This window comes from Acinetobacter sp. ANC 4558 (assembly GCF_002135375.1).
In the GTDB taxonomy this organism is placed as follows: domain Bacteria; phylum Pseudomonadota; class Gammaproteobacteria; order Pseudomonadales; family Moraxellaceae; genus Acinetobacter.
Window position 1 is genome coordinate 43,570 of sequence record NZ_NEGH01000009.1, and the last position, 24,597, is coordinate 68,166.

The 24,597-nt window shown below is 37.3% G+C and carries 24 protein-coding genes; 3 read left to right on the plus strand and 21 right to left on the minus strand.

Annotation, left to right across the window (positions count from 1 at the left end):
• Window positions 1-74 precede the first annotated feature (74 nt).
• The 7 genes from B9T31_RS11565 to B9T31_RS11595 all read right to left on the minus strand — a co-directional run bounded on the left by B9T31_RS11565 (window position 75) and on the right by B9T31_RS11595 (window position 6,415).
• Window positions 75-446 carry a hypothetical protein gene (locus B9T31_RS11565; protein ID WP_086182106.1) on the minus strand — a complete coding sequence of 124 codons (372 nt, stop codon included), beginning with the start codon at window positions 444-446 and terminating at the stop codon, window positions 75-77.
• A 221-nt stretch (window positions 447-667) separates the two neighbouring features.
• On the minus strand, window positions 668-1,588 hold the full coding sequence (gene xerA / locus B9T31_RS11570) for a site-specific tyrosine recombinase/integron integrase (RefSeq protein ID WP_086182107.1): 921 nt from the start codon (window positions 1,586-1,588) through the stop codon (window positions 668-670).
• 39 nt (window positions 1,589-1,627) lie between these two features.
• Window positions 1,628-2,443: an enhanced serine sensitivity protein SseB C-terminal domain-containing protein gene (locus tag B9T31_RS11575; protein WP_086182108.1), complete on the minus strand. Its 816-nt coding sequence runs from the start codon at window positions 2,441-2,443 to the stop codon at window positions 1,628-1,630.
• 65 nt (window positions 2,444-2,508) lie between these two features.
• Entirely contained in the window at window positions 2,509-3,354 is an 846-nt protein-coding gene (gene dapF, locus B9T31_RS11580) for a diaminopimelate epimerase (RefSeq protein ID WP_086182109.1), read from the minus strand.
• Between the two features lie 13 nt (window positions 3,355-3,367).
• Window positions 3,368-4,612 (minus strand): diaminopimelate decarboxylase, encoded by a 1,245-nt coding sequence (lysA, locus tag B9T31_RS11585; protein ID WP_086182110.1) that lies wholly within the window; start codon window positions 4,610-4,612, stop codon window positions 3,368-3,370.
• A gap of 24 nt (window positions 4,613-4,636) precedes the next feature.
• Entirely contained in the window at window positions 4,637-4,882 is a 246-nt protein-coding gene (lptM, locus tag B9T31_RS11590) for an LPS translocon maturation chaperone LptM (RefSeq protein ID WP_086182111.1), read from the minus strand.
• Between the two features lie 135 nt (window positions 4,883-5,017).
• Complete coding sequence (locus B9T31_RS11595) at window positions 5,018-6,415, minus strand: amino acid permease (RefSeq protein ID WP_086182241.1); 1,398 nt, start codon at window positions 6,413-6,415, stop codon at window positions 5,018-5,020.
• Window positions 6,416-6,807: 392 nt separating this feature from the next.
• On the opposite strand from B9T31_RS11595, the gene radA reads away from it, so the two are divergent.
• Together radA and B9T31_RS11605 are read left to right on the plus strand one after the other, a co-directional pair.
• On the plus strand, window positions 6,808-8,190 hold the full coding sequence (gene radA / locus B9T31_RS11600) for a DNA repair protein RadA (RefSeq protein ID WP_086182112.1): 1,383 nt from the start codon (window positions 6,808-6,810) through the stop codon (window positions 8,188-8,190).
• Between the two features lie 130 nt (window positions 8,191-8,320).
• On the plus strand, window positions 8,321-9,310 hold the full coding sequence (locus B9T31_RS11605) for a Tim44 domain-containing protein (protein WP_086182113.1): 990 nt from the start codon (window positions 8,321-8,323) through the stop codon (window positions 9,308-9,310).
• 345 nt (window positions 9,311-9,655) lie between these two features.
• On the opposite strand, the gene B9T31_RS11610 is transcribed toward B9T31_RS11605, so the two are convergent.
• From B9T31_RS11610 to B9T31_RS11675, 14 genes are all read right to left on the minus strand, one after another.
• Window positions 9,656-10,858, minus strand: coding sequence for a hypothetical protein (locus B9T31_RS11610; RefSeq protein ID WP_213033236.1), 1,203 nt, complete (start codon window positions 10,856-10,858; stop codon window positions 9,656-9,658).
• Between the two features lie 290 nt (window positions 10,859-11,148).
• Window positions 11,149-12,789 (minus strand): thiamine pyrophosphate-binding protein, encoded by a 1,641-nt coding sequence (locus tag B9T31_RS11615; RefSeq protein ID WP_086182114.1) that lies wholly within the window; start codon window positions 12,787-12,789, stop codon window positions 11,149-11,151.
• Window positions 12,790-12,856: 67 nt separating this feature from the next.
• Window positions 12,857-14,323, minus strand: coding sequence for an aldehyde dehydrogenase (locus B9T31_RS11620; protein ID WP_086182115.1), 1,467 nt, complete (start codon window positions 14,321-14,323; stop codon window positions 12,857-12,859).
• Window positions 14,324-14,342: 19 nt separating this feature from the next.
• Window positions 14,343-15,134: an aspartate dehydrogenase gene (locus B9T31_RS11625; protein ID WP_086182116.1), complete on the minus strand. Its 792-nt coding sequence runs from the start codon at window positions 15,132-15,134 to the stop codon at window positions 14,343-14,345.
• A gap of 9 nt (window positions 15,135-15,143) precedes the next feature.
• Complete coding sequence (locus tag B9T31_RS11630; RefSeq protein ID WP_086182117.1) at window positions 15,144-15,938, minus strand: SDR family oxidoreductase; 795 nt, start codon at window positions 15,936-15,938, stop codon at window positions 15,144-15,146.
• Between the two features lie 21 nt (window positions 15,939-15,959).
• Window positions 15,960-16,775: an alpha/beta fold hydrolase gene (locus B9T31_RS11635; protein WP_213033237.1), complete on the minus strand. Its 816-nt coding sequence runs from the start codon at window positions 16,773-16,775 to the stop codon at window positions 15,960-15,962.
• An 18-nt stretch (window positions 16,776-16,793) separates the two neighbouring features.
• Window positions 16,794-17,315, minus strand: coding sequence for a cupin domain-containing protein (locus B9T31_RS11640; RefSeq protein ID WP_086182119.1), 522 nt, complete (start codon window positions 17,313-17,315; stop codon window positions 16,794-16,796).
• Window positions 17,316-17,432: 117 nt separating this feature from the next.
• The gene (locus B9T31_RS11645; RefSeq protein ID WP_086182120.1) at window positions 17,433-18,656 is read right to left on the minus strand and encodes an MFS transporter; all 1,224 of its coding nucleotides are present in this window, start codon (window positions 18,654-18,656) and stop codon (window positions 17,433-17,435) included.
• Window positions 18,657-18,701: 45 nt separating this feature from the next.
• Entirely contained in the window at window positions 18,702-19,910 is a 1,209-nt protein-coding gene (locus B9T31_RS11650; RefSeq protein ID WP_086182121.1) for an NAD(P)/FAD-dependent oxidoreductase, read from the minus strand.
• A gap of 27 nt (window positions 19,911-19,937) precedes the next feature.
• Window positions 19,938-20,867, minus strand: coding sequence for a VOC family protein (locus tag B9T31_RS11655; protein ID WP_086182122.1), 930 nt, complete (start codon window positions 20,865-20,867; stop codon window positions 19,938-19,940).
• 10 nt (window positions 20,868-20,877) lie between these two features.
• A complete protein-coding gene (locus B9T31_RS11660) occupies window positions 20,878-21,642 on the minus strand; it encodes an SDR family oxidoreductase (protein ID WP_086182123.1) in 765 nt (254 codons plus the stop codon).
• Window positions 21,635-22,702 (minus strand): aromatic ring-hydroxylating oxygenase subunit alpha, encoded by a 1,068-nt coding sequence (locus tag B9T31_RS11665; RefSeq protein WP_228146027.1) that lies wholly within the window; start codon window positions 22,700-22,702, stop codon window positions 21,635-21,637. Before B9T31_RS11665 ends, B9T31_RS11660 begins: the two co-directional genes overlap by 8 nt.
• Window positions 22,703-22,723: 21 nt before the next feature.
• A complete protein-coding gene (locus B9T31_RS11670; RefSeq protein ID WP_086182125.1) occupies window positions 22,724-23,023 on the minus strand; it encodes a recombinase-like helix-turn-helix domain-containing protein in 300 nt (99 codons plus the stop codon).
• 24 nt (window positions 23,024-23,047) lie between these two features.
• Window positions 23,048-23,353 (minus strand): non-heme iron oxygenase ferredoxin subunit, encoded by a 306-nt coding sequence (locus tag B9T31_RS11675; RefSeq protein ID WP_086182126.1) that lies wholly within the window; start codon window positions 23,351-23,353, stop codon window positions 23,048-23,050.
• A 266-nt stretch (window positions 23,354-23,619) separates the two neighbouring features.
• On the opposite strand from B9T31_RS11675, the gene B9T31_RS11680 reads away from it, so the two are divergent.
• A complete protein-coding gene (locus B9T31_RS11680; RefSeq protein ID WP_086182127.1) occupies window positions 23,620-24,438 on the plus strand; it encodes an IclR family transcriptional regulator in 819 nt (272 codons plus the stop codon).
• The last annotated feature ends 159 nt before the right edge of the window (window positions 24,439-24,597 follow it).

Sequence of the window (24,597 nt, forward strand, 5' to 3'; positions counted from 1 at the left end):
CTTCAATGCTTTGGCTTTTCATCCATCCAATTTAGATAAAAGCAGCCCTATCTATAAATTAATAGATGATTTAATTACGCTGTCTGACTTTCTAAAAAATCACGATGAACATGGCTTAAATCAATTAAGTCATGATTCTGTAAATTAAAAACTTCCCACACTTTTAGAAAATCTTCTTTTGAATCGATGTGATGTATCGAAGCAGGTTTTTCTTGCCATTGTTTATCAGAAATCCAAATATAAGTTTTACGGCTCTTTGAGTTTAATGCTTGTAATTTTCCTTCAGCATTAATTCCTTGTACATGAGCGCCATCAGGAAGAATTGCTGTGATTGTCGGAAGATTAACTTCTACAAAATGCTTTACTTGTCTAAGTCCATAACCTGCAAAAATATCTTTTTGTGCTTGCGTCAGTTGGTCATATTTTTGCTGTATATTTGAAATCATTTTTTAACCTTATTTTCAATTTATCTTTAAAGATTACAGTACCGTAATCTCAAACAATATCTTCTCGTTGTACGCATCATCTTCTTTACTTTAAGTTGATCTCTTCATTTATACATGAAAATTGACCATCATTTTATTCTACATTAGTTCAAAAGACGCTTTTTAATATTAGTTTACTTTACTTAAACTGAACACCATCTTTTAGTCTTTAACCATTCTTTCTATTCAAGCTTATTTGCTCTTGGATGAGCTTGATCATATACATTAGCTAAATGTTCAAAATCAATATGTGTATAAATTTGAGTAGTCGTTAAGTTACTGTGCCCTAACATTTCTTGCACAACTCTTAAATCACGACTAGTTGACAACATATGGCTTGCAAAGCAATGTCGTAATAAATGGGGATGTAAATCTACGCCAACTCCAGCTCTTTGTGCTTGAAACTTAACTCGATTTTCAATTTGACGCACACCCAAGGGATTACCTTTTTGCGTAATAAAAACTTGTGAATCTGCAACAAAATCACCTTGCCATTGTGGGTAAATTGCTAACCATGCCATCACTGCATCTTTTGCTTTTGTACCAAATGGAATGATTCTCGTTTTATTTCCTTTACCAGTAATTCTGAGTAATTGACGTTTGAAGTCAATATCTTTAATTCTTAATCCTTGCACTTCAGATAACCGTAAGCCACTTGAATAAAGTAACTCTAAAATTGCTTTATCCCTAATCCAATATTGTTTCTGATTTTCTAATTCTGGTTCTGCCTGATCCAAAATTTGGTTGACCGTTTCAATATCAATCATTCCCGGCAATGGTCGCGGCTGCCGTTTTAATTGAAAATCATCGGTTGGATTAAATAATAAATATTGTCCCTGTTCCGCCCATTTCATAAACTGCCTTATCGCAGACAATAGGCGCTGTAAACTACTTGAACTCAATTGATTTTGTTCAACTTTATAAGCTACATAACTTCGCAAGTCTGAAGTTTCAATGCTCATCAGTGCAATATTTTGCATTTCGCAATAATTTAAAAAATCAGAAACGTCACGCTCATAGGCGCTAATTGTATGTTTTGATTGGTTTTGTATTTCTCTTTCCTTTAGCCACATCGACAGTAATTGCATCGTTGTGTACTGCATTTTACTATTCTCCATCACTCAAATAGGTGATCAAATAAATTATGAAAAGAGTTTAACAAAAAAATGATCTTTATTCTCTTGAAGACGAATATAAAAAGGAGCTATTTCTTCATAAAAATAACGATTGATTCCACCTTCATGTTTATCGATATGTATTAAATTGATCGTTTTTTTATTTTCTAAACATGCATATGCAACTTGTCCAATTTTACGGTGTAATGTTTCAATATAATCATCTGATAAAATTTTATCAAATTGCAAACCAATCATTAACGTAGGTTCTTCATCTATTTCTGGGTCATATATTTCTGCTAAATAGGCCGCGACAATATGTAACTCCGATAAAAAAAATTGCTTTAATTGCTCCACCATAAATTCTGGATAATGTTCTGGTTCGGTAATGAAAATTTCAGCATCTGTCTCTAACTCGTAACTTTCAGCGATTTGACCAAAATCCCCCTGTAAAATACTTTTAATTTCATCTGGGAAAAACTCTTTAATCGCATTTGATTCAGGGTTTAAAATAAGATGTGATCCCAATGTCATTTCAAAAAAAATGCGACAGGGCAAGCAAATAAATAAATCATCTTCTGATGAAATTTTTCTTAATTTCTCTAATGATGTAAAGAATGGAATTATATGTCCATATTCTGGATCATCCCACGTTTTTAATGAAATATAATCTTCATCTCTCACCTCTTTTAGCTGAGTTTCGATGGTGTCTTTTACACGCTGATAACGAATACAATAAATATTTGCAGTCAATAATTTTTCTAAAAAATCTGGACGATATGCAGGCTCATGTACTGCATGTAAAAAAATATTTTCAAGTTCTTTTTCATCTTCATCATTCATTCTATTTTCCTATACTTATTATTTTATGGTTAAAAAAAAGCCCTAACTTATTAGGGCTTTTAACGTTATGCTTGAAAATAACGCAAGTCTAATTGCCCGTGATAAACTGTTGCTGTTGGACCAGTCATCCAAACAACCTCTCCTTCACGCCACTCAATTAATAACTGACCACCTGCCAATTCAATTTCTACTGAATTTGATAATAATCCACGACGTATTCCCGAAACTGCAGCAGCACATGCCCCTGTACCACATGCCAATGTTTCTCCAACACCTCGCTCAAAAACACGTAAACGCGCATGTTTATCATCAACAATTTGCATAAAACCAACATTCACACGTTGTGGAAAACGCTCATGCGATTCAACTTGTGGACCAATTCGAGCAACATCTGCAGAAATCACATTGGGTACAATGGTCACTGCATGAGGATTCCCCATATTCACCACATCAATTGTTAACTGCTCATGATTTGATAAATCAATGTCATAAAGATTTTCAACATCTTGTGCAATAAACGGAATGTCTTGAGGAAGAAACTTCGGATAGCCCATATTAACCCTCACCCAACCATTTGGTCCAAGCTCTGGTTCTACAATACCTGATTTAGTTTGAACTTTAATTTTAGTTTTTGTAGTCAATTGACGTTCATGAACAAAGCGAGCAAAACAACGAACTCCATTTCCACATTGTTCAACTTCCGATCCATCAGCATTAAAAATTCGATATTTAAAATCTGCACTTGGTACATCAGGTGGTTCTACAATCAATAATTGATCAAAACCAATCCCTAAATGACGGTCTGCTAAACGCTGAATGGTCAAAGTATCTAAAAATGCTTTTTGGCTAATGAGATCAATCACCATAAAGTCATTGCCCAAACCATGCATTTTGGTAAATTCTAACAACATCTCGAATGACTCCTTAAGGCAATAAACGTTCACGATCCCATAATGACTCAATGGTTTCACGCTCACGAATGACATACGATTGATCCGCATCGACCATCACTTCAGCCGCTCGACCTCGACTATTGTAGTTTGAACTCATGACAAAACCATAAGCACCTGCACCAAGAACGGCCAAAACATCATTTTCTTGCAGTGCAAGTACACGCTCTTTTCCTAGAAAATCACCTGTTTCACAAATAGCACCGACCACATCCCATTCTTTTGCTGCAACATCTGTACGTGGTATCACTTCTTGAATATCCATCCATGCTTCATAAAGCGCTGGGCGAATTAGGTCGTTCATTGCTGCATCAATAATCGCAAAGTTACGATGATTGGTTGGTTTAAGTAAATCAACTTTGGTGAGTAGTACACCTGCATTTGCAGAAATACTACGTCCCGGCTCCATATAAACTTTCAGACCGAGTTTTTCAAGTGCTGGTTTGAGTGCATTGGCATACTCTTCAATAGACGGCGGTGTTTCATCTTTATAAGTGACACCTAAACCACCACCAATATCAACGTGCTTTAGCTTAATGCCCAATTGTTTTAATTGTTCTATCATCAACATGACACGATCAAGTGCATCAACAAATGGTTGGGTTTCTGTCAATTGAGAACCAATATGGCAATCTATTCCAACAATATCTAAATGTGATAAAGATGCTGCATATTGATATGTTTCAAATACAGCATCCGATGGAATACCAAATTTATTTTCTTTTAAACCTGTCGAAATATAAGGATGTGTTTTGGCATCGACATCAGGATTCACACGCAATGAAATCGGTGCTTTTTTATGCATTGCTTTCGCGACTTTCTGGATCCGATCTAATTCAGCATAAGATTCAACATTAAAGCAAGCAATGCCAACCTCTAATGCTTTTTGAATATCTGCCTCTGTTTTTCCCAAGCCAGAAAAAACAATTTTTGAAGGATCTCCGCCTGCTTTTAATACACGTGCAAGCTCACCACCTGTCACAATATCAAAACCTGAACCAAGCTTGGCTAATACATTCAATACCGCAAGATTAGAGTTGGACTTTACCGCAAAACAAATTTGATGATCGATAAAGTTAAATGCACGATCCATATCTAAATAATGTTTTTCAAAGGTTGTTTTTGAATAAACATAAAGTGGTGTGCCATATTGCTGTGCAAGCTGTTGTAATGAACATTGCTCTGCATGCAATACCCCATTAATGCGGGTGAAACTCATGAATGTATCCCTTTCGTTGAAAGATTATGGTGTTTGAGTTGAAGGTTTAGAGGGTAAAACTTCTGATGCTGGTGTATTCACCCGTGGTTGAACAGATTCTACTGATTTTTGCTCTTTGGAAGTAGGAACTTTTGCATCAGGATATATCAAATATTTTGCACGCTTGTCATAATTTGGATCATTTGGGAGCTGTAATGCTCCTGTTTGACCACAAGCGACAAGCATACTACTTGTAATGAGAAGACTCATGCAGCAAATGACGAGACGCATCTGACCACCTAATATAATGTTGTCGATAAAGTATAACGTGATCACCAACGTGACCAAAGTCCTAAACGTAAAAGATTAGCTTTAGTTATAAAAAAACGCCAGTATTAACTGACGTTTTTATCAGTCTTGTTTATTTTATTTCTTTTTATAAAAGCAAAAATAACCAATAAGTAAAATAACAAACCAAATTGGACTAATTTTAAGGGCTTGGAAGGTATCTGCTTCTAATGATAAAACATAAATGATACCAATAAAGAAAATAATGACGACCCAACACGTCAATAATCCACCTGGTAATTTAAATATCGACTTCGCATGAAGTTCAGGTCGTGTTTTGTAATATACAATATAGCTCCACATAATCATCAACCAAACACAGATAAAAAAGATGGTTGAAAGTGTTGTTGCTAATGTGAATGCTTTTACGGTATCAGGAATAAAGTATTGTAATGCTGCACCACACAATAAACATAATGCTGAAAAATACAATGCATTGGCAGGAACTGCACGTGAGTTCAATCGACCAAATACTTTAGGACCCTGTTCCTCTCTAGACAAACCGAATAACATGCGACTTGTAGAAAAGACACCACTATTCATTGATGACATTACCGATGAAAGTACCACCAAGTTCATAATAATAGCGGCTGCTGCAATACCTGCTTGACTAAATAAATTTACAAATGGGGAAATCGTTGGATCAATTTCATTCCATGGTGTTACAGACATCACCACTAACAATGCCAATACATAGAAAATAATAATTCGAATTGGAATAGAGTTTACAGCTTTAGGTAAGTTCTTTTCAGGATCTTTGGTTTCAGCTGCTGTAGTTCCAACCAACTCAACCCCAACAAAGGCAAAAATTGCAATTTGGAATCCTGCAAGAAAACCTAGAGCACCAGTTGGGAATAAACCATCATATTTCCATAAGTTTGAAAATGATGCGACTTGACCTGAATCTGAGGTAAACCCAATAACGACCATCCATAAGCCAACTGCAATTAATACAATAATGGCAATAATTTTAATTAAGGCAAACCAAAATTCGAGTTCACCAAATAATTTTACCGTAACTAAATTCAATCCCATAATAAAAATAATGGATGCAATACTAATCATTACTCCTTCACCAGGAGAAAATGCTGCACCACCATTAAAGAATTGTAAGTAATAAATAATTGCTGATAAATCTGCAATCCCAATAGTGATCCAGCATAACCAATAGGTCCAACCAACAAAATAACCAGCCCATGGACCAATAAGATCTGAACTAAAATCGATAAATGATTTATATTGTAGATTCGATAATAATAATTCTCCAAGTGCGCGCATCACGAAAAAAATCATGAAACCAATAATCATATAAATAAAAAGAATTGAAGGTCCCGCCAAACTAATCGTTTTACCAGATCCCATGAACAGTCCTGTTCCTATTGCGCCTCCAATTGCGATTAATTGTAAATGCCGATTCGATAAACTTCTTTCTAGTTCACCTTTTTCTACCGGCGAATTCATTTTTTGATCTGACATTTTTTTATTCACCATAACTACACCAATTCGACAACTTAACGCAAAACATTCTAAATTCAAATAAAATTTGAATTACTTGATAGTTTCATATTCATTTTTTTATAAAAGAGCGAAAAAATTTAAATACTACTTTATGGATCCATCCATTTAATGCAAAGCATTCTTATTCTCTTAAGACATCAATAGTAATATCATCGTACATTTTTTCAACTGATATTATCCATTTTGAATATGAAATAATGGTTCAGTTTTGCTCATCATAAATGTCTGACATCATATTTCTTCATTCATACGCATGCCGACTATCTCAGTTTAAGCATTTTCCATACCATCTTTTCTTTATTTCGCATTCAAAGGTATGCTGTATCTAAATTTTATGTTTATTCAAAAAAATGGCTAAAGTAAAAACAGTATATCGATGTGAACAATGTGGTGCTGATCATTCAAAGTGGTCTGGGCAATGTACAGATTGTGGAGAATGGAATTCTCTCGTCGAAGTAAATATTGCGCCTGCAATTATCCACCGTGCTCAACCTAAAATGGGTGGTGGGTATGCAGGTCAAGCGTCAACTATTACAACTTTAAATCAAATCTCTGTGTCACATGAAACCCGTTTAGCAACAGGCATTAGTGAGTTTGATCGGGTATTAGGTGGTGGCCTAGTCACAGGTTCTGTTGTACTTATTGGTGGTGATCCTGGCATTGGAAAATCAACTATTTTACTTCAAACGGCAACTCATATGGCATCAGCCAAAAGTGCAGCACTTTATGTCACTGGTGAAGAATCTCTTTCTCAAGTTGCTTTACGTGCTCAACGGCTTGATTTACCCACTGACCACTTAAAAGTGATGGCTGAAACCTGTGTAGAGCGTATTTGTGAAGTATTGGCACAAGTACGTCCTGCTGTCGCTATTCTTGACTCGATTCAAACGCTTTATACAGAAACCTTGCAATCTGCTCCCGGTGGTGTTTCTCAAATTCGAGAGTCAGCGGCACTCCTTACCCGATTTGCAAAAAATAGTGGCACTGCTTTATTTATTGTTGGTCATGTAACCAAGGAAGGCTCATTAGCAGGCCCACGTGTTCTTGAGCATATGGTAGATTGCGTGCTCTATTTTGAAGGTCAATCAGATTCGCGTTATCGTATGATTCGGGCTGTAAAGAATCGATTTGGTGCAGTGAATGAGCTTGGTGTATTCGGCATGACAGATAAAGGTTTACGTGAAGTCTCTAATCCATCCGCAATTTTCCTAAGTCGCTATGATGAAGCTATTCCTGGCTCAATTGTGATGATTAGCCGTGAAGGTACTCGTCCATTATTAGTTGAAGTTCAAGCTTTAGTAGATGATGCACATGGTCAACCGCGACGTGTTGCTTTGGGGCTAGAACAAAATCGCTTGAATATGCTGCTTGCAGTTATGCACCGTCATGGTGGCGTACAGACTTCAGGACAAGATGTTTATGTGAATGTCGTTGGTGGTTTAAAGATTACAGAAACTGGCTCTGATTTAGCTGTACTTTTAGCTTGTGCCTCAAGTTTACGTGGAAAAGCACTCCCCCAACAACTTGCAGTCTTTGGAGAGGTCGGTTTATCTGGTGAAATTCGCCCAGTTCCTAATGGTCAAGAACGATTAAAAGAAGCGATTAAACATGGTTTTAAATATATTATTGTGCCTCGTGCCAATGCTCCACAAAATAAAATTGCAGGCGTTCAAATTATTGCTGTTGCAAGGCTACACGAAGCACTCACAGAAGCCATGAACTTAAGTGAATAAGCCGAGATACTGATATATTTTTCTATTGGTAAAGGGAATTTCAATAAAAAACTATTTTTTTATTGAAATTTTAATCAAAGCCTATATAAATATACAGTTCAAACTAGATTTATTTCGACAGGAAAATTTAATGGAAGTTCGACAGCGTGGTTTTTTTGCTGGTATTTTAACTGCAGCATTATTGGTTGCTCCTTTAGCTGCAGAAGCAAAGCGAGCTGGTGGTGGTAAAAGTCAAGGGATGAGTCGTTCAGCGGCACCTTCAAAATCTTACCAACAACCTCGTCAAGCAGCTCCTGCACAACAACCGACCGCAGCTCCTGCACAAAAATCAGGTCCTGGTGTTGGTGGTATGGTTGCAGCTGGTGTTGCTGGTGCAGCAATTGGTGCTGTTGCAGCGAATGCTTTAGCTGATGATAAACCAGCTCATGCGACTAGCGAAGCAGAAGCTGCTCCAGTAGAAGCGCAACAAGAAGAAAAAGGCGGGATTCCAAGTTGGATTTGGATGATCATTCTTGCTGCTGCTGCGTTCTTTATCTTCCGTAAAATCGGAGCAAAAAAAAAACTAGCTTCTAATCCATATGCGCCAAATGGTGGCCCTACTCAGGCGCCATTTGGACAAGTTCCCCCAACGAGTCGTCCATCAAATGATGCGACCAACATTTTTGGGCAAAATGTTGGTGGTTCTTCTGCAAATACTCCTGCAACGTCTGCCCCGTTTGGAACAGCATCAACTAATAGTGGTAATCAATTACCTGATGGTAGCGAACCTGCTGCATTTTTACGTATTGCACGCCAACGCTTCAACCATATCCAATCCATGAATACAGCAAGTAATGTGTCTGAAATTCAACGTTATTTAACACCTGATCTTTATCAGTCAATGTATAACGACATCATGGCAAATCAAGATCAAGATGTTGCTGAGTTTTCAAATTTAAATGCAATGGTTGCCGATTCTGCAACGGAAAATGGTCAATATATTATTAGTGTTCGCTTTACAGGTACGGTGAGTGAAGACTTAAATAGTTTACCTCAGCCATTCACTGAAATTTGGCATTTTGTTAAACCCGCAGGTTCTAGCCAAGACTGGTTAGTTGCAGGTATTCAACAAGAAAACTAATTTACTGTCTAACTCATAGTTTTCCTATTCAATCGGGCTAAGTGATTAGCTCGATTTTTTATTGGTTGAACATTTTTTATTTACTTGAGATGTTTAGAACGCTAAACATATATAACAAATTGAAGCTCACCCAATCTTGTATTTATTTTAGAAATAAAACACAAGATATTGTTTTTAAAAGAATAAATAGCATTTTATGTTGTATATCAACGTGATCAATTTTAGGGTTATATATTCTTCTTAATCGGTCAAAAGTAATGCATAAAATGAGCATACTTTTGACCAAATTTAATTTTGATTATTTAGGCTAAACAATTGTTCTAGATAATCAATGTTTATTTACACTTAGAATGTAAAACCTAAATTAAGGTTAACTCGATATAACCATTGGTTGGAATATTTCGCATCTTGACCAGATGTTAAACCTGTTCCATTTTGTGCTCCACCCAATATATTTGCATTTTTAGCCCATGTATAATCTGCCCAAACCATAAAAGGTTTTGCAATAAACATGGCACCTGTTGTATTCATTTGTGATGCATTCCATCCACTCCGCGCTTTATCTAAATAGCTATAATCATTATAAAAACGTATAGCCTTTAGCATTCCCATCTCTGTAATGGGCAAGGTATAAGCTAAATTCATACTATATACCGTTCCCTCAGATGCAATAAAATACGCTGGTGTTAAACCATTAGCTCCCATGAGGGTTCGATCATTATCTACACCAATCGGATTTTTTGCATCATATTCATAATGAATAATAGATGACTGTAAATTCCAACGCTGATAATGGCTATCGGTATGAATACTAACAGCATGATAATGACCATCTTTTTTCGTGGTTGTGTTATATAACTGAGAAACGGCCCCTGAGAAACCAACTTCATGCTTCCCAAAAATTTCCGTTTTAAACTTATGTACTACTCGTGTATTCAACTGATTTCGTTTTTCATTTTGATAGGCTGCTTGAAAAGGTAAATGATTTTTTGATAACTCATCATAAGTCGCAGATTCAGGTGAATAACGAAGTTTTGTATCCAACATTCGAGGATAGTATCCTAATTTAATATCCCAAGCAGAATCGTTAAAACTCCAATTCAGCCCAGGTGCAATATTATTTCCATAACCTAAAAAGAAGGGTAAATGATAGGTCCACCCGTTTTGTGGATATGGATAAATTGCAAATGGCTTATAGACTAAACCCGCTTCAAGATTCTGATTTGAATTGATCTTATAACCAATATAAGCTTTCTCAATTGACGTCATTTCTTTATCTTGAAGAATCGGACTGGCATTAAAATAAAAATCGCCATAAGTTCCCTTTAAATCTAAGCGGAATATATCAAAATCTAGTTTTCCTCCACCCCGTTTATCACTTTCCGGCCATTGTTCGTAACGGTGATTAAAACGTAAAAGACCACCAACTTTAAAGGATTTATCACCATCAGCACTTTTCCATTCTAATGGATCATCTTTCGCATAGAGCTGTGAACTAATGGTTGTCATGACAAATAAAAATGTTATTCCATATCCTGTTTTTCTCATTCCTTTTCCCCTTTAGCTAAACTTTGTTTGTATTGTTTTATATACAAAACAATGTTTATTTTATTTTTCACTTAAAAAAAATTAATCATGCCATACATAAATACACCTTAATCCTTGGGTCTTTCATGTATGTCCTCACATCAAGATGCGATCATCTGGTATAACAATTTTACCAAATTGTGATTAATTCATCTTGCTTACAATAGGTTTCTTGAGCATTTGTCTTCTTCCTTCAACTCAATTTTAGTGGGCTTATGCATTAAACCCACGCCATGATTTTTATGACATTATTAATACAATTTCTTTTGTGGAGGACCTGCAAATTTCAACGGGCCAATCGAATTCATATCTAATTCAATCACTGCGGGGCCGTTTAAATTAACGGCTTCTTGGATCGCGACTTTAAACTCTTCTGCACTCCCGACTTTCCAGCTTTTAACTCCCATAGATTCACCCAACAGCTTGTAATCTGGCGTATGAAGTTCATTAAAATATTGACGACCATTAAAATAATTATTTTGAATGCCACGCATTACACCATAACCACCATCATTCATAATCATCAGTACCATATCGGTATTTTCTTGCACCATGGTGGCAATTTCACCAATGCCGAGCATAAGCCCACCATCACCGACAAGCCCCACCACTTTTTTGCTTGGATTGGCAATAGATGTTCCAATTGCATGTGCTAGACCTAAACCAATTGCTCCGGCCAAAGAATGAATATTTTTATTTGGTGTTTGTACTGGAAATAAACGACTGCCCCAAGTACTGCCTGACATCGTAATATCACGTACAAAAATACCATCTTCAGGTAATGCACTCCGTAAATGGTCACAAATCAAAGCATATTGATCCATTTGAGTACGAAGGGCTTCAATTGCACCTTCACGTGCAATTTTGATTTTTATATCATATTCAGCATCAACTTTATTCACATCTTTTAAAGCATCTACAACACGCGCTAACGTATTTTTTGCATCTGCACAAATAAACTCAGAAATCTTATAATTACGCTGCTGGGCAACTGGGTTTGCATCTATCTGAATGATATTTTCTGGAAAAGCTACAGAATATGTTTTTGTTTCGTTACTGCGTAACCGTGATCCGACAACCACCAATAAGTCTGCTTCTTTAAGTAGTGTTTCTACAGTTGCTGAGTTATGAAATGCACCTAATGTTCTTGGGTGATCATCAGCAAGTACACCTCGTGCATGGGTTGAGGAAACCACTGGGATACCCAAATCTGCAATCGCTTTTATTTCATCAACCGCAGTTAAAGTTCCCCCACCAATCCAAAAGATTGGATGTTTCGCTTTTTTGATTGCTTCTGCGATTAAAGTAATTTCTGTATCTTCGGCAAAAGGCAATTGTAGTGCTTTTACTGGACCTAAGTTTGCAGGTAAATCAATTTCTGCAGCTTGTACATCAATCGGGATTTCAACACTTACTGGCCCCATCGGAACAGTCGTTGCAACACGAATTGCTTCCCGAATTACACCAACTGCATTTTCTGGACTAGTAATACGAAATGCCGCTTTACTTGAGGCTTTTAAAAAGGACAGTTGGTCTTTTGTCTCGTGAATAAAACTTGCATCGCGATCTAAATATTCGCGTTCGACTTGACCTGTTAAATGTAAAACTGGACTACCAGCATTCATCGCTTCAATTAATGAACCGACTGCATTACCTGCACCTGCACCAGTACTGGTTAATGCAACACCTAACCCCTTAAAGCGAGCATGTGCATCCGCCATGGTTACCGAACCAGCTTCACCGCGAGCAGCGACAAAACGAATTTTTTCACGACGACCTACTGCATCTGCAATAGGTAAATTATGAATTGAGATTACCCCATAAATGCTATCGACTTGATGTTCTTCTAAAACACGAGCAATTGCTTCACCAACATTTACGCTTTCAGTCATTTCATTCTTCCTTATTTCTTTAAATTCCTAAATTTTCTATTACTCAACACTATCTTTCTAAATCACGTTAATCAGCCCAAGGATTGGCATGCTCGTTTAGACCTAAATAAATACTTTTTTGTTGCATATATGACAATATTCCTAAACGTCCTTTTTCACGACCAATGCCACTGTCTTTAAAGCCACCAAAAGGTGCGCTAATAGAGAATTTTTTATAGGTATTAATCCAAACAGTACCGACTTCTAAAGTCCGTGCGATTTTCCATGCCTTGCGATAATTTTCTGTCCAAATTCCTGCAGCAAGACCAAAACAGCTATCATTCGCTTGAGCGATTAAATCTTGTTCATTTTCGTACGGTAAAACTACCAGTACTGGACCAAAAATTTCTTCTTGGCACGTTTGAGCACGATTGGTTAAGCCAGTAATAATAGTTGGCTTATAGAAACTCCCTTTTGCAAACTCACCTTCAGTAATGGCTTCACCACCTGTCACAACCGTACCACCCTCTGACTTAGCAAGTTCGACATACCGATGTACCGAATCCAAGTGTTTTTGATTAATTAACGATCCAATATGAACATTTGGTGTTTCTGGATGCCCAACACGCAAGCCTTCAGTAATTTCAACTAAACGCTTTAAGAAACTGTCATAAATTGACTGGTGGATAAATAAACGAGAGCCTGCGATACAAGCTTGACCTGCTGAACTGAAAATCCCGTAAGCAATTCCTTTGGCAGCCATTTCAATATCTGCATCTGGGAATACAATTGTTGGGGATTTACCCCCAAGCTCCAACGATGTAGTAATCAGTTTATCAGCGGCAATATGTGCAAGATGACGACCCGTTGATGTTCCCCCTGTAAATGAAATTTTACGTACCAATGGATGCTGAGCAATGGCATCACCGATCACCGAACCACGTCCAACTAAAACACTTAGGATGCCTTTAGGTAAACCTGCTTCTTCAAAAATTTTGGCAAGTTCTAGTGCAATTAGTGAGGTCACTTCTGCAGGTTTTAAAATTACTGCATTTCCTGCTGCAATAGCGGGCGCTAGTTTTTGGACTTCACTAGCAATAGGTGAATTCCACGGTGTAATTGCAGCCACAACTCCTACAGGTTCATATACACTCATGGTTAAAAAATCAGATGCTCGTTGAGTCGTAAGTTCTTCATTCAATGTTTCACATGCTGCAGCATTAAATCTGGCTGTTGCTGCTGCACTCATGACCAATCCACGAGTTTCAGCGAGTGGCTTACCATTATCACGTGTTTGTAATTTAGATAATTCATCTACACGAGATTCAATAATCTCTGCTACGCGATATAAAATTTTTGCACGTTCATGTGGCAGTGAATTACGCCATTCAGGTTTACGCCAAGCTTGATCTGCTTTAATGATTGCTTCTTCAACATCTTCTAAGCTTGCAGTTGAAATCTCTGCGTTGACTGAATGATCTGCTGGAAATAAACTTTGAATTACATTTCCACGACCAAGGCGCCATTCACCTGCAATATAAATTTCTTTTACCATGGCATTTACCTATTCCTTTTTAAATCTGAATTGCATCCACACTGTTTCGACATGCTCGAATAACACTCAATGCAGCTAAAGTTGAAGTCTTGGGATTTCCTTCCAAAGGAACACCCATCATTTCAATGGTCATTTTCCCAAAACGACCTTCTGCGACAATAGTATGTTTATTTTGATGAGTATGAGGATCGACCATCAGTTCAACCCTCGTTTCATCCATTCCCATTCCTGCCAGTGCAATGGTTGCTGCAACATTGGCATTTGCAGGAAAATTTAAGGCTGCTTCACGTGCAGTTCCTGTATAAAAAATAGTGGCTTCACTGACTTGATCTAAATCAATTAATTGTTCTGCATAACTTCCACGCCAACTATTGGGACTTTTACAACCTTTATAAGTGACTTTCTCTAAACCACCTTCTTTCGCGGCAGCAATACCATCAATTCCTGCTATTGCCCCTGCCAATAGATGTAAATGAGCTCCCGATTTCTCAGCAGTTTTTTGTAATTGCTCAAAAAATACTGTGTCTGCCAGCGTGCCTACTGAAATCAGGCCAATCGTCCACCCTTTTTCCAAAACTTTTAATGCATGTTCTTTTACTGCGGCTTGACCTGCGACTTCAATGACATAATCAGGTTCACCAAAACATTCATTAATATTTGAAATGACATGCACATCCGATGAAACTTTGCTTATGACACTTTCAACACTGCGTTCAGGTACCACGATCCATTTCAATTCAAGATCTGTCGGCAAATGAGCACATACTTCATTTGCCATTGCACCAAAACCAATCATCATTAACTGTTTCATAGGTTCACCTTATAAATGCTTATTAAAACCACCAGAGACATCAATCGTCGAACCTGTTGTATAAGAGGCCATTGGGGAAGCCAAAAAAACTAAAGCACGTGCTGGCTCTTCGGGCTTTCCTAAGCGTGCCATTGGAATGCCACGTTTCTTTGCAATGTTACCAATCCATTCATCCCAAGTTTGGTTCTCATCTGAACGTGTTTCAAAACGACGTTTCCACTGTGCTGACTCAACCATACCTAATAAAATTGAATTCACTCGAATGTTGTATTGTGAGAACTCATGTGCCAATGAATGGGTTAAATTTAATAATGCTGCACGTGCAGAAGATGTGGCAATCATATGTGGCTCAGGTTGTAAAGCGAGCAATGAATTGACATTGGTAATAGACGCAAAATACGATTGTTTTAACACAGGTAAAAACGCTTTAATTGGATGTAATACACTAAAATACTTCAATTGAATTTCATTCATCCAATCTTCATCTTCTGTTGTATCAAAACTGGATACTCGACCTTGACCTGCGTTATTAATCAAAATATCCACACCACCAAAAATATGCTGTACTTGATCTGCAAATGCCTGTACATCGTCCTTATCTAAAACATTACAGACTGCTGTGAATATGTTGGCATTGGGGTAACGAGATAAAATTAATGCTTTTGACTCGTTTAAACGTGTTTCATTGCGGCCGCACCATGCAACATTCGCACCTTCTGCAACTAAAAGTTCAACAGTTGCAAGTCCGATACCAGACGAGCCACCGGTAACTACTGCATTTTTTCCATTTAATTGGAAGCTCATATTTATCTCTCACATCTGTGTTTAGTTAAGCGACAATAAAATTTGATTAAACTGTTCGGCTTGATCGAGGTAACTCAAATGCCCAGCATCTTCAATTTGGTAACATGGGTTGAGTTGATATTGTTCAGCCAATGCTTGTATATCTTTTGCAGGGGTAATGCTATCTGACATTCCCATCACGACGATGGTATTTGCTTGACCAATCTTTAAATAACTTTGAATGGAGTCATACGCCAGTAAATATGATGCATGGGTAAAACCTACCAGATGAATATTTTGCATAATGACTTCAATAAACTGCAAAACACCTGTTGTTGCGTGAGCAACCAAATAAGGACCACGGGATTTCGCCATCCCTTTTGCGCCTAATGCTGTCAACATTTTAGGTCTTTTTTCAAATACATCTTGCTGTTGCTGAACATCAAAGCCTTTATAACCTTGTGCAACATTCGCAATAACTAAGGCGCTCACATCATCAGGATATAAAGCATAAAATGCAGCAGCTTGTAATGCACCAAGTGAATGTCCAACCAAAACAATATCTTTTAATGCCAATGCATCAAGCATCTCTTTCAATCGATTTGCATAATCCTGAGCAGTGGGTTGCTTCGTTGTTAATTCATCTGATTTTCCATAACCTGGTGCATCCCAAGCAATGACATGAAAATACGGACTTAAATTTTGCAATTGTTTTACCCAAGAACCAGATCCAGAGCTAATTCCATGCAAAAGCACTAAGGTCTTGCCTTTCCCTGCTTCACGATAAGACTGTTGCACACCATTGAACTGAATAGTTTTTAATTCATATTGTGCGAGTTGCCCAATTAAAGTCATCACTTCATATCCTGAATAAAATTAACGTTTAATTTGTGAAAGTGGATGCTCAGGTGGATAGTTTGGAATCGTTGGTTTTCCTGTTCCTAACATCACACACATCAGAGCATCATCTTGACCTGGATTAAATAAACCACGATAAATACCTGGTGGAATTGAAATCAAATCACGCTCTTTCAAACGGGTAGAAAACTTTTCTCCTTCATGTTCAATGAAGAGATCAATTTCACCACGAAGCATAAAAAACACTTCTTCAACATCATGATGAATATGCAAAGGTCCTTCACACTGCGGTGGTAATACCATCGTTGAAAAAGTAAAGTTTTCAGCTAAGACAGTATTACTATCGCTTGCTACACCAGTTGCACCCGTACCCATGTAACGCATTTGAGCACGGCGATATTTCGGGTCGTAATCTGCTTGAAACTTCAAAGCATCGAAATCATATTTTCGTGTTTCAAAGCGTGCAATCCGCCCACCAATCCACTCTTCTAAAGATTTATTTTCTGGCTGTTTCCATGATTCAAATTGTTGAGTTGTCATGAAATTTTCTCCTTTTCAATTTAGATTGAATTGTGTTGATTAATGACAAACACTCAATCTGTTTATTAGATTTTTCCTATCCATACTGCACCATGCCCTATGGATAGAAATGCTGTTTTAATAGCGTTTGAGTAATGGAATTAAGAAAAATGCGCCAATGATAGAGAACACTGCAAGGAAGGTGATTCCTAAATTGAAACTGCCAGTTTGCATTACAATCGCACCAATAATGACGGGTGCTGCTGCACTCGCAAAATTACCTAAACCATTGAAAATACCACCTGCTGTCGCACCAACATCTGCAGTTGTGACACGCGCAAGGAGTGCAAATACTGCGGCTACACCAAATCCCCAAGCCATTGCACTTAAAGACATTGCTAAAATTACAATAATTGGATCTGTAGCAATAACCATGAGGTACATGAAAATACCTGCGATGAATAAACCACCGCTGACTTGAATAGCGCGTTTACCCAATTTATCTGAAAATACGGCACCAACAATTTCACCAATCAGCATGGCAATAAATGGGAAACTTGAATAAATACCAAATTCTTTTAAATTAAAGCCTTTGTCTTGAATTAGATAAGATGGTACCCAGCTGTTTAATCCCCACAAATAAGTCATTAATGCAATATTAAAAATACACAATAACCAAAATGCGCTGTTTTTGAATAAAGCTTTGGTATTACTCACATGCTCTTTAAAATTGACACGTTTAGCGACACCTTCTAAATCAACAGTTCGTTTGATTTTTAAATCACGTAAGCCGAATGAAACCATAAACATGACGATTAACGTTAAAGCAGCCATGACAAAGAATGTTGAATGCCACTCATAATGCGCTAAAACATAAGCGGTAATTGGAAACCCTAGAAAAGCTCCAATTGGTGTACCAAGTAAAAACATCGTCGATGCACGTGCTTGCTGACGATCGGTATAAGTCTGTTTCACAATGGTATACGCTAAGGCAAATAAAGGACCTTCTGCTAGACCCAATAAGATGCGTAAAATAATTAATGTCGTAAAGTCAGTTGTGAATCCCATGATTAACATGAGCACACCCCATGAGGTGACACTCCAAAACAACATTTTTTTAGGGCAAAAAATATCACCCAAAAAACTTAAAAACATTGAAGAAAAGCCATAAGCCAGTAAAAAACTTGTCATCAACCAACCAAGTTTGGCTTTATCTTGCCCAATTCCCATTACATCGAGAAAGGTTGAATCAGAAAAAAGTACGGCAATACTGATCTTGTCAAAAAAAGCCAGCACCACACAAATCATTAAGATGACTGCAGGTGTCCAATGTTTTATACCTGTTTTTATTTCATTTTCCATGGTACATCCTTTTAAATACGCATTAAGCGAGTTTTCCTAACTCGACTATTTCAATTTCATTAAATTAAAATCAGGATCTTTTAATTGTTGTGGATCAAGTTCTTTCGCATTTGCTAACCATCTTTTGGCCAATTTCACAAATTTTCCTTCATTCACCGCAATCATATTAATGAGCTGATTTTTTTCATTTAAATAGAAAAAGCTTTGTTGGTTCGGATCTGTTCCTCGTATCACGACCTGAGCCGTTTGATCAGGCTGATACACCCCTAAAATTTGAATATTGCATTGATATTGATCTGACCATAACCAGGGAATATCTTCGTAACTTGTTAATTCACCAAGCATCGATTTGGCTGCTGAAATGGCTTGATTTTGAGCATTTGCCCAAGACTGTATGCAGTAACCAAGCGTAGGATGTATCGCAACATCACCTGCTGCATAAACATCAGGATCGGATGATTGTCCAAACTCATTCACAACAATTCCATCTTTGACATGCAATTCTGCTTCTATAGCAAGTTCATTTGCAATTTCAGCTCCAGCACCGACCACAACACAATCAAACTCAGCAAAACTTAGTGTTGCATTAAAAACTTCAATATTTTGAGTTGAGGTTTCAATGAGATGTAATTCCGTTGCATTCAAATGTACCTTTGTGCCTGCATTCTCATGTAAGTTCTTTAAATATTCAGAAACTTCTGGACTGACACTTCTGGCACATAAGCGAGAACCATACTCAAAAATTTCAACAGCTTTGCCTTGTTTACGCGCTGTTGCCGCAATTTCTAAACCAATCCAGCCACCGCCAACAACCGCAATTCTTTTTGCGTGTTGAAACTTCTGAGCTAAACTTTCACAGTCCTGAATATCTCTTAAGGTAAACACATTAACCATTGATCTCCACGCATTCACAGGAATACGTGCACGACTTCCCGTGGCAATTAAGAGCTTGTCATATGCTAACTTCTTACCACTTTCTAAATAGACATTTTTAGCCGTTTTATCGATTTTCACAGCATGATCTGGTTTATGCCAAATCACTGAAAAATCGTTAATTTGATCTGAAGTAAATAAATTTAAACTTTCAACAGGTGCCTCTTTAGAAAGCACTTGCTTAGATAATGGAGGACGTTCGTAAAACACGTGATTTTCATTTGAAATGACATGAATTTCACCATCATATCCTTGATTTCTCAAGGTATGAACTGCCCACCCTGCCGCTTGTCCTGCACCAACTATGACGATTTGATTCATGTTGTTTTCCCCCAGTTTCATGAGTAGCTATGCAGGTTTGACTTGACGACGAGTTTCATGGTCTAAACCACCCTCAATTGCCCATTCAGTGAATAATTCCAAACGATGCTCTTCTTCGCGTGGCACCCAATCTTCTGTCAAATAATCATCATTGGTGTAATACTCAAATGCGCCGCCTAAAGGAGAATGAACATACCAAAAATAAGCAGAAGAAATAGGATGTCGACCTGGACCAATAAACGTAGACCAAGCTTGACGATTCATACTTAAACCACCACCTATCACTTCATGGATATCTCGAACAACAAATGCAACATGATTTAAACCAGCTGGTTTGTTCGGAACTGAAAGAAGAAATAAATCATGATGGAAACCTGTACCACGACAACGTAAAAAAGCACCGCGGTTGGTATATGCATCAGATAAATAAAAACCTAACTTTTCAATATAAAATGCTTGTGTTTTTGCTAAATCTGGTGTGAAAAATACAACATGTCCAATATCCACTGGTTCTGCTTTTTCATATACAGGACTCGCTGCATTAATCCGTTGAATATGACCAAATTGATTAATCCCCTCCGTTTTTACTTCAGAAATTTCTTTGGTAATCGTCTTTGCAAAAACAATCGTCATACCATTCGGATCTAGACACTGCACTTTCTCTGCGGTATGTGTGAATCTAGGCTCATGCTGTAAATTTTTACTTAAATGGATTAAATCTTGTTCACTCTCCACCCCCCATGTCACTTCACGAAGTGTAGATCCTGCCTCTATTGCTTGAGGTAAACGCTGATCTTCTAGGTCAAATACATAAATTTTGCAGCCATTTTGAGTTTGATATAAATCTGCATTATCAATATCTGAAGTCACTGCAGTTAAACCGAAATCGGTCAAAAATGTCTGTGTTTCTTTTCGATTTTCAACCCCAAATTTAAGAACCTCAATCCCTGTAATCATCCGTTACTCCTTAATTAAATACAAAGCCGCCGTTTACAGGAATATTTTGTCCTGTCACAAAAGAAGATAAATCTGATAGCAGATAAATCGCTGTGCCATTCACATCCTGTGGGAGTTGTTGTCGCTGTATTGCTCGTCCATTAACATATAAATCATGTCGAGCTTGTGGAACATATTCTGTAGCTTCTACCAGTGTTAATCCTGGGCTAATGGTATTGACACAAATATTGTCAGTGCCTAACTCTCTCGCCATTGAGCGCGTCATTGAAATTAATGCACCTTTACTTGCGACATAAGCCATTAATCGCTCAGCTCCCCACATTGCGGTATCCGAGGCAATATTGACAATTTTTCCTGCACCTGACTTTTTCAAATGTGGAACACAAGCTTGCGTCACTAACCAAGTACCTTTGACATTCACCGTCATCACACGATCCCAAAGTGACTCGTCATACTCCATGAGCGTAACACCACCAACCCCAGTTGCTAAAGCTGCACAATTGATTAAGCCATCCAAACCAGAAAGTTGTTTAACTGCTATTTTTACTGCTGTTTGAATTGATTCTTTTTGTGTCAAATCAATCGTAACAGCGGAAACTTTCAAGCCTTGACTTGAAAGTGCTAAAGCTTCATGTTGCACAAGCTCAGTTAAAATATCGGCCATCACAACCGATGCACCAGCTTCAGCTATTGCTTGAGCAAAATCACGTCCTAAGCCACGAGCCGCGCCAGTGACTAAAATACGCTTACCTGCCAAAATAGGTGAACTAACCATTAGAAGCTTCCTTCATTTCAATCCGGTTTTCTTCTTGTGTTTCTCGAAGTGCAGTAATTTTCTTAATTTGTTTTTCAGCTTCTTTTTTCATTAAACGACGTAAACGAGATAGCCCCACATCATGCTGATATAAGAATTCATGTTGACGTGCATTCGGTGCTAAATTCTCAAGAATAATTCGATCTTGTTCTAAAACATCCCAATGTAGTTTTTCTAAATGATTACGATATAAGAAACGCCACACATTACGCTGCCAACCAGAAACTTTGCGACAACGCCAGAAGAACACACGCGTATTTTTTTCATCAATCGGTGTTGCAAATCCGACGATCCAAAACTCTCCACCTGGACCAAATGATTTACGATAAGGAATTGATAACCGCAACCAAGCCGCGCCTGTTTGACCATATTCAACCCAGTCAAAATTCACACCTGTTTGACCTTCTTTTTCAAAAATAAAACCATTCTTTGTAGAACGATGTTTCATTTCAGCAGTGCGTTCACCATCTGCCATTGAGTGCGAGGTGCAATGTAAATAGGTACCATGCATTGGATCCATCACATTATCTACCGCATATTGATGATTGACCTTCCAGTCTGCCATGCAGAGAAATGAGCTCCATGCTTCATCTGCCAATTGATCAGGTAAAATTAATTCTGCAGGTGCTTCAGCATCATCGAGACCAAACCAAATAAAAATAGCATCATGCTGTTCTAAAACCTGATAACTTTTAACACAATCACTGCCTTTTAATGGGCAATCATGGACTGCTGGCACATCCTCAACAATACCATCATGCCTAACTTCTACACCGTGATACCAACACGCGACTCGATTTCCTAAATTCCAACCTAAAGATAATCGGGCACCTCGGTGCGGACAGCGATCTTCCAAAGCATGTACCTGACCTTGATCATCACGCCATACCACAATATTTTCGCCTAAACGTGTAATTCCCACTGGATTGGATGCCACTTCCCAACTTGCCAATACTGGATACCATTGGTCACGCAAACCAAGGTCTAAATATTTTTCAACATTCATTTCTGCAATCGTCATGATCATATGTCCTTATAACCGTTAATATCCTAAGCGCTGCATTTCAGCGGTAAAATTTTCAACTGTCCATAAGTCGCCAGACTCATTTCGAAAATCTTGTTGATTTAAAGCTGCAACCAAGTCATTTAATTCCGTTACATCATTCGTAAATGCCTGAATTAATTGTTGAACAAAATTCTGTTCATAAAGGCTTGGCTCTTTATAACGGTTTTGCCATACCAAATGCTCTACTTGTCCTGGAATCTGAATATTGTTAATTCCAGCTTCACTTGATGGTACCGAATTAATCCATCTTGCTAGCTTTTCATTAAATTGCTTCATGCGATAAATTCCTTATTATTCATATTAAAGTTGAATCTGAATTTCATGATCTTCAACTCGGACTGGATATGTACATAAGTCTCTACATCCTGGTCCACTTTCTAAACGTCCTGTTGGAATATCAAAAATTGCCTCATGTAATGGACATTCAACCGTTGAGTCCTCTATAAAACCTTCTGTGAGTAAGGCAAAAGCATGTGGGCAGACGTTTTCAATCGCATAATATTGCTCATTGATTAAAAAAACGCCTATTTTTTTATTCTCAACTTCAATTGCCTTTGGCTCTTCCTCAGCAATCTCTTCTACCTTACATACTGAAATCCAATTCATGAGCCCACTCCATGTTTCATATACAAAACTTTATTTAATATTTAAAACTTATATCCAGAATAGTATTTTGATCAAAGATTTGTCAACTTATATTTTTCATTTAATATGAATGAGTTAATGATATTTAATATTATGTTACGTTTTATATGTAATATATTGTTTTGTATATAAACATTGTTTAGCTTTAATGAAATGGTTAAAATAAGAGATATACATGTTCTTGTTATAAGACATAGCCAATTTAATTAAGTAAAAGGGAGCAATATATGAGCTCATATTCCTCAGAACTATCTCTGGATATAGAACAAGAAAAAAATCAAGAAGAACGTTATCTCGTTCCAGGCCTAGTTCGAGGTTTAGCTGTATTAAATTTATTTGATCGTGTTCATCAAGAAATGACAATTTCAGAAATTGCTGAAAAATTAGAGATTAATCGTTCAAGTGCTTTTCGCTTAATTTATACATTAGAATCTTGTGGCTATCTTAGAAAAATGTCACAAAAAACTTATGCATTGGATAGTAATGTCATGAAGTTAGGATTTAATAGTCTTTCTGAAATGTCACTCATTGAGCTTGCAATGCCTATTCTAAAAGAATTGAGGGATCATGTCAGAATTGCGGTACATCTCTCTATACTTGAAGACACCAACATCTTATTTATTCATAACTTACAATCAACGGAATTATTTACCAGTAACATTCATATTGGAACAAGATGGCCAGCACATGCCACAGTTATTGGACAACTTTTACTTTCACGATTATCTAAGACTGAGATTCAAGAGCGATATGCTCATTTTCAAAAATGGGATGTTTTTTCTGAACGAACCCCTAAAAACTTAGATGCTCTACTAGAGCGTCTTGATTTTGTTAAAAATCAACCTTATATGGTCAGTTGGGGGCACTATAATACGGATATGGCTGCTTGTGCGGCACCTATTTTTAATCAAGCAAACCAAGAAATGGTCGCTGTTCTCTCTGTAAGTTGCCCAATTAGTACCTATAATGAATCAGAATTTCATGGCAAAGTGGCGGAATCAGTCATTCTGGCTGCCCAGAAAATTTCAAAATTTATTTATAAATAATTTTAAGTGAAAAAAATCGTACAAATTATCAATATTTGTACGATTCTTAAAAACATCATCATCGATAAAAGCGATGCTTCTATGATTTGTATAAAATAATCAATACATATAACTGTTCATTTTCTTTCACGTTTAATCATTGAAATCTCATGCATATAA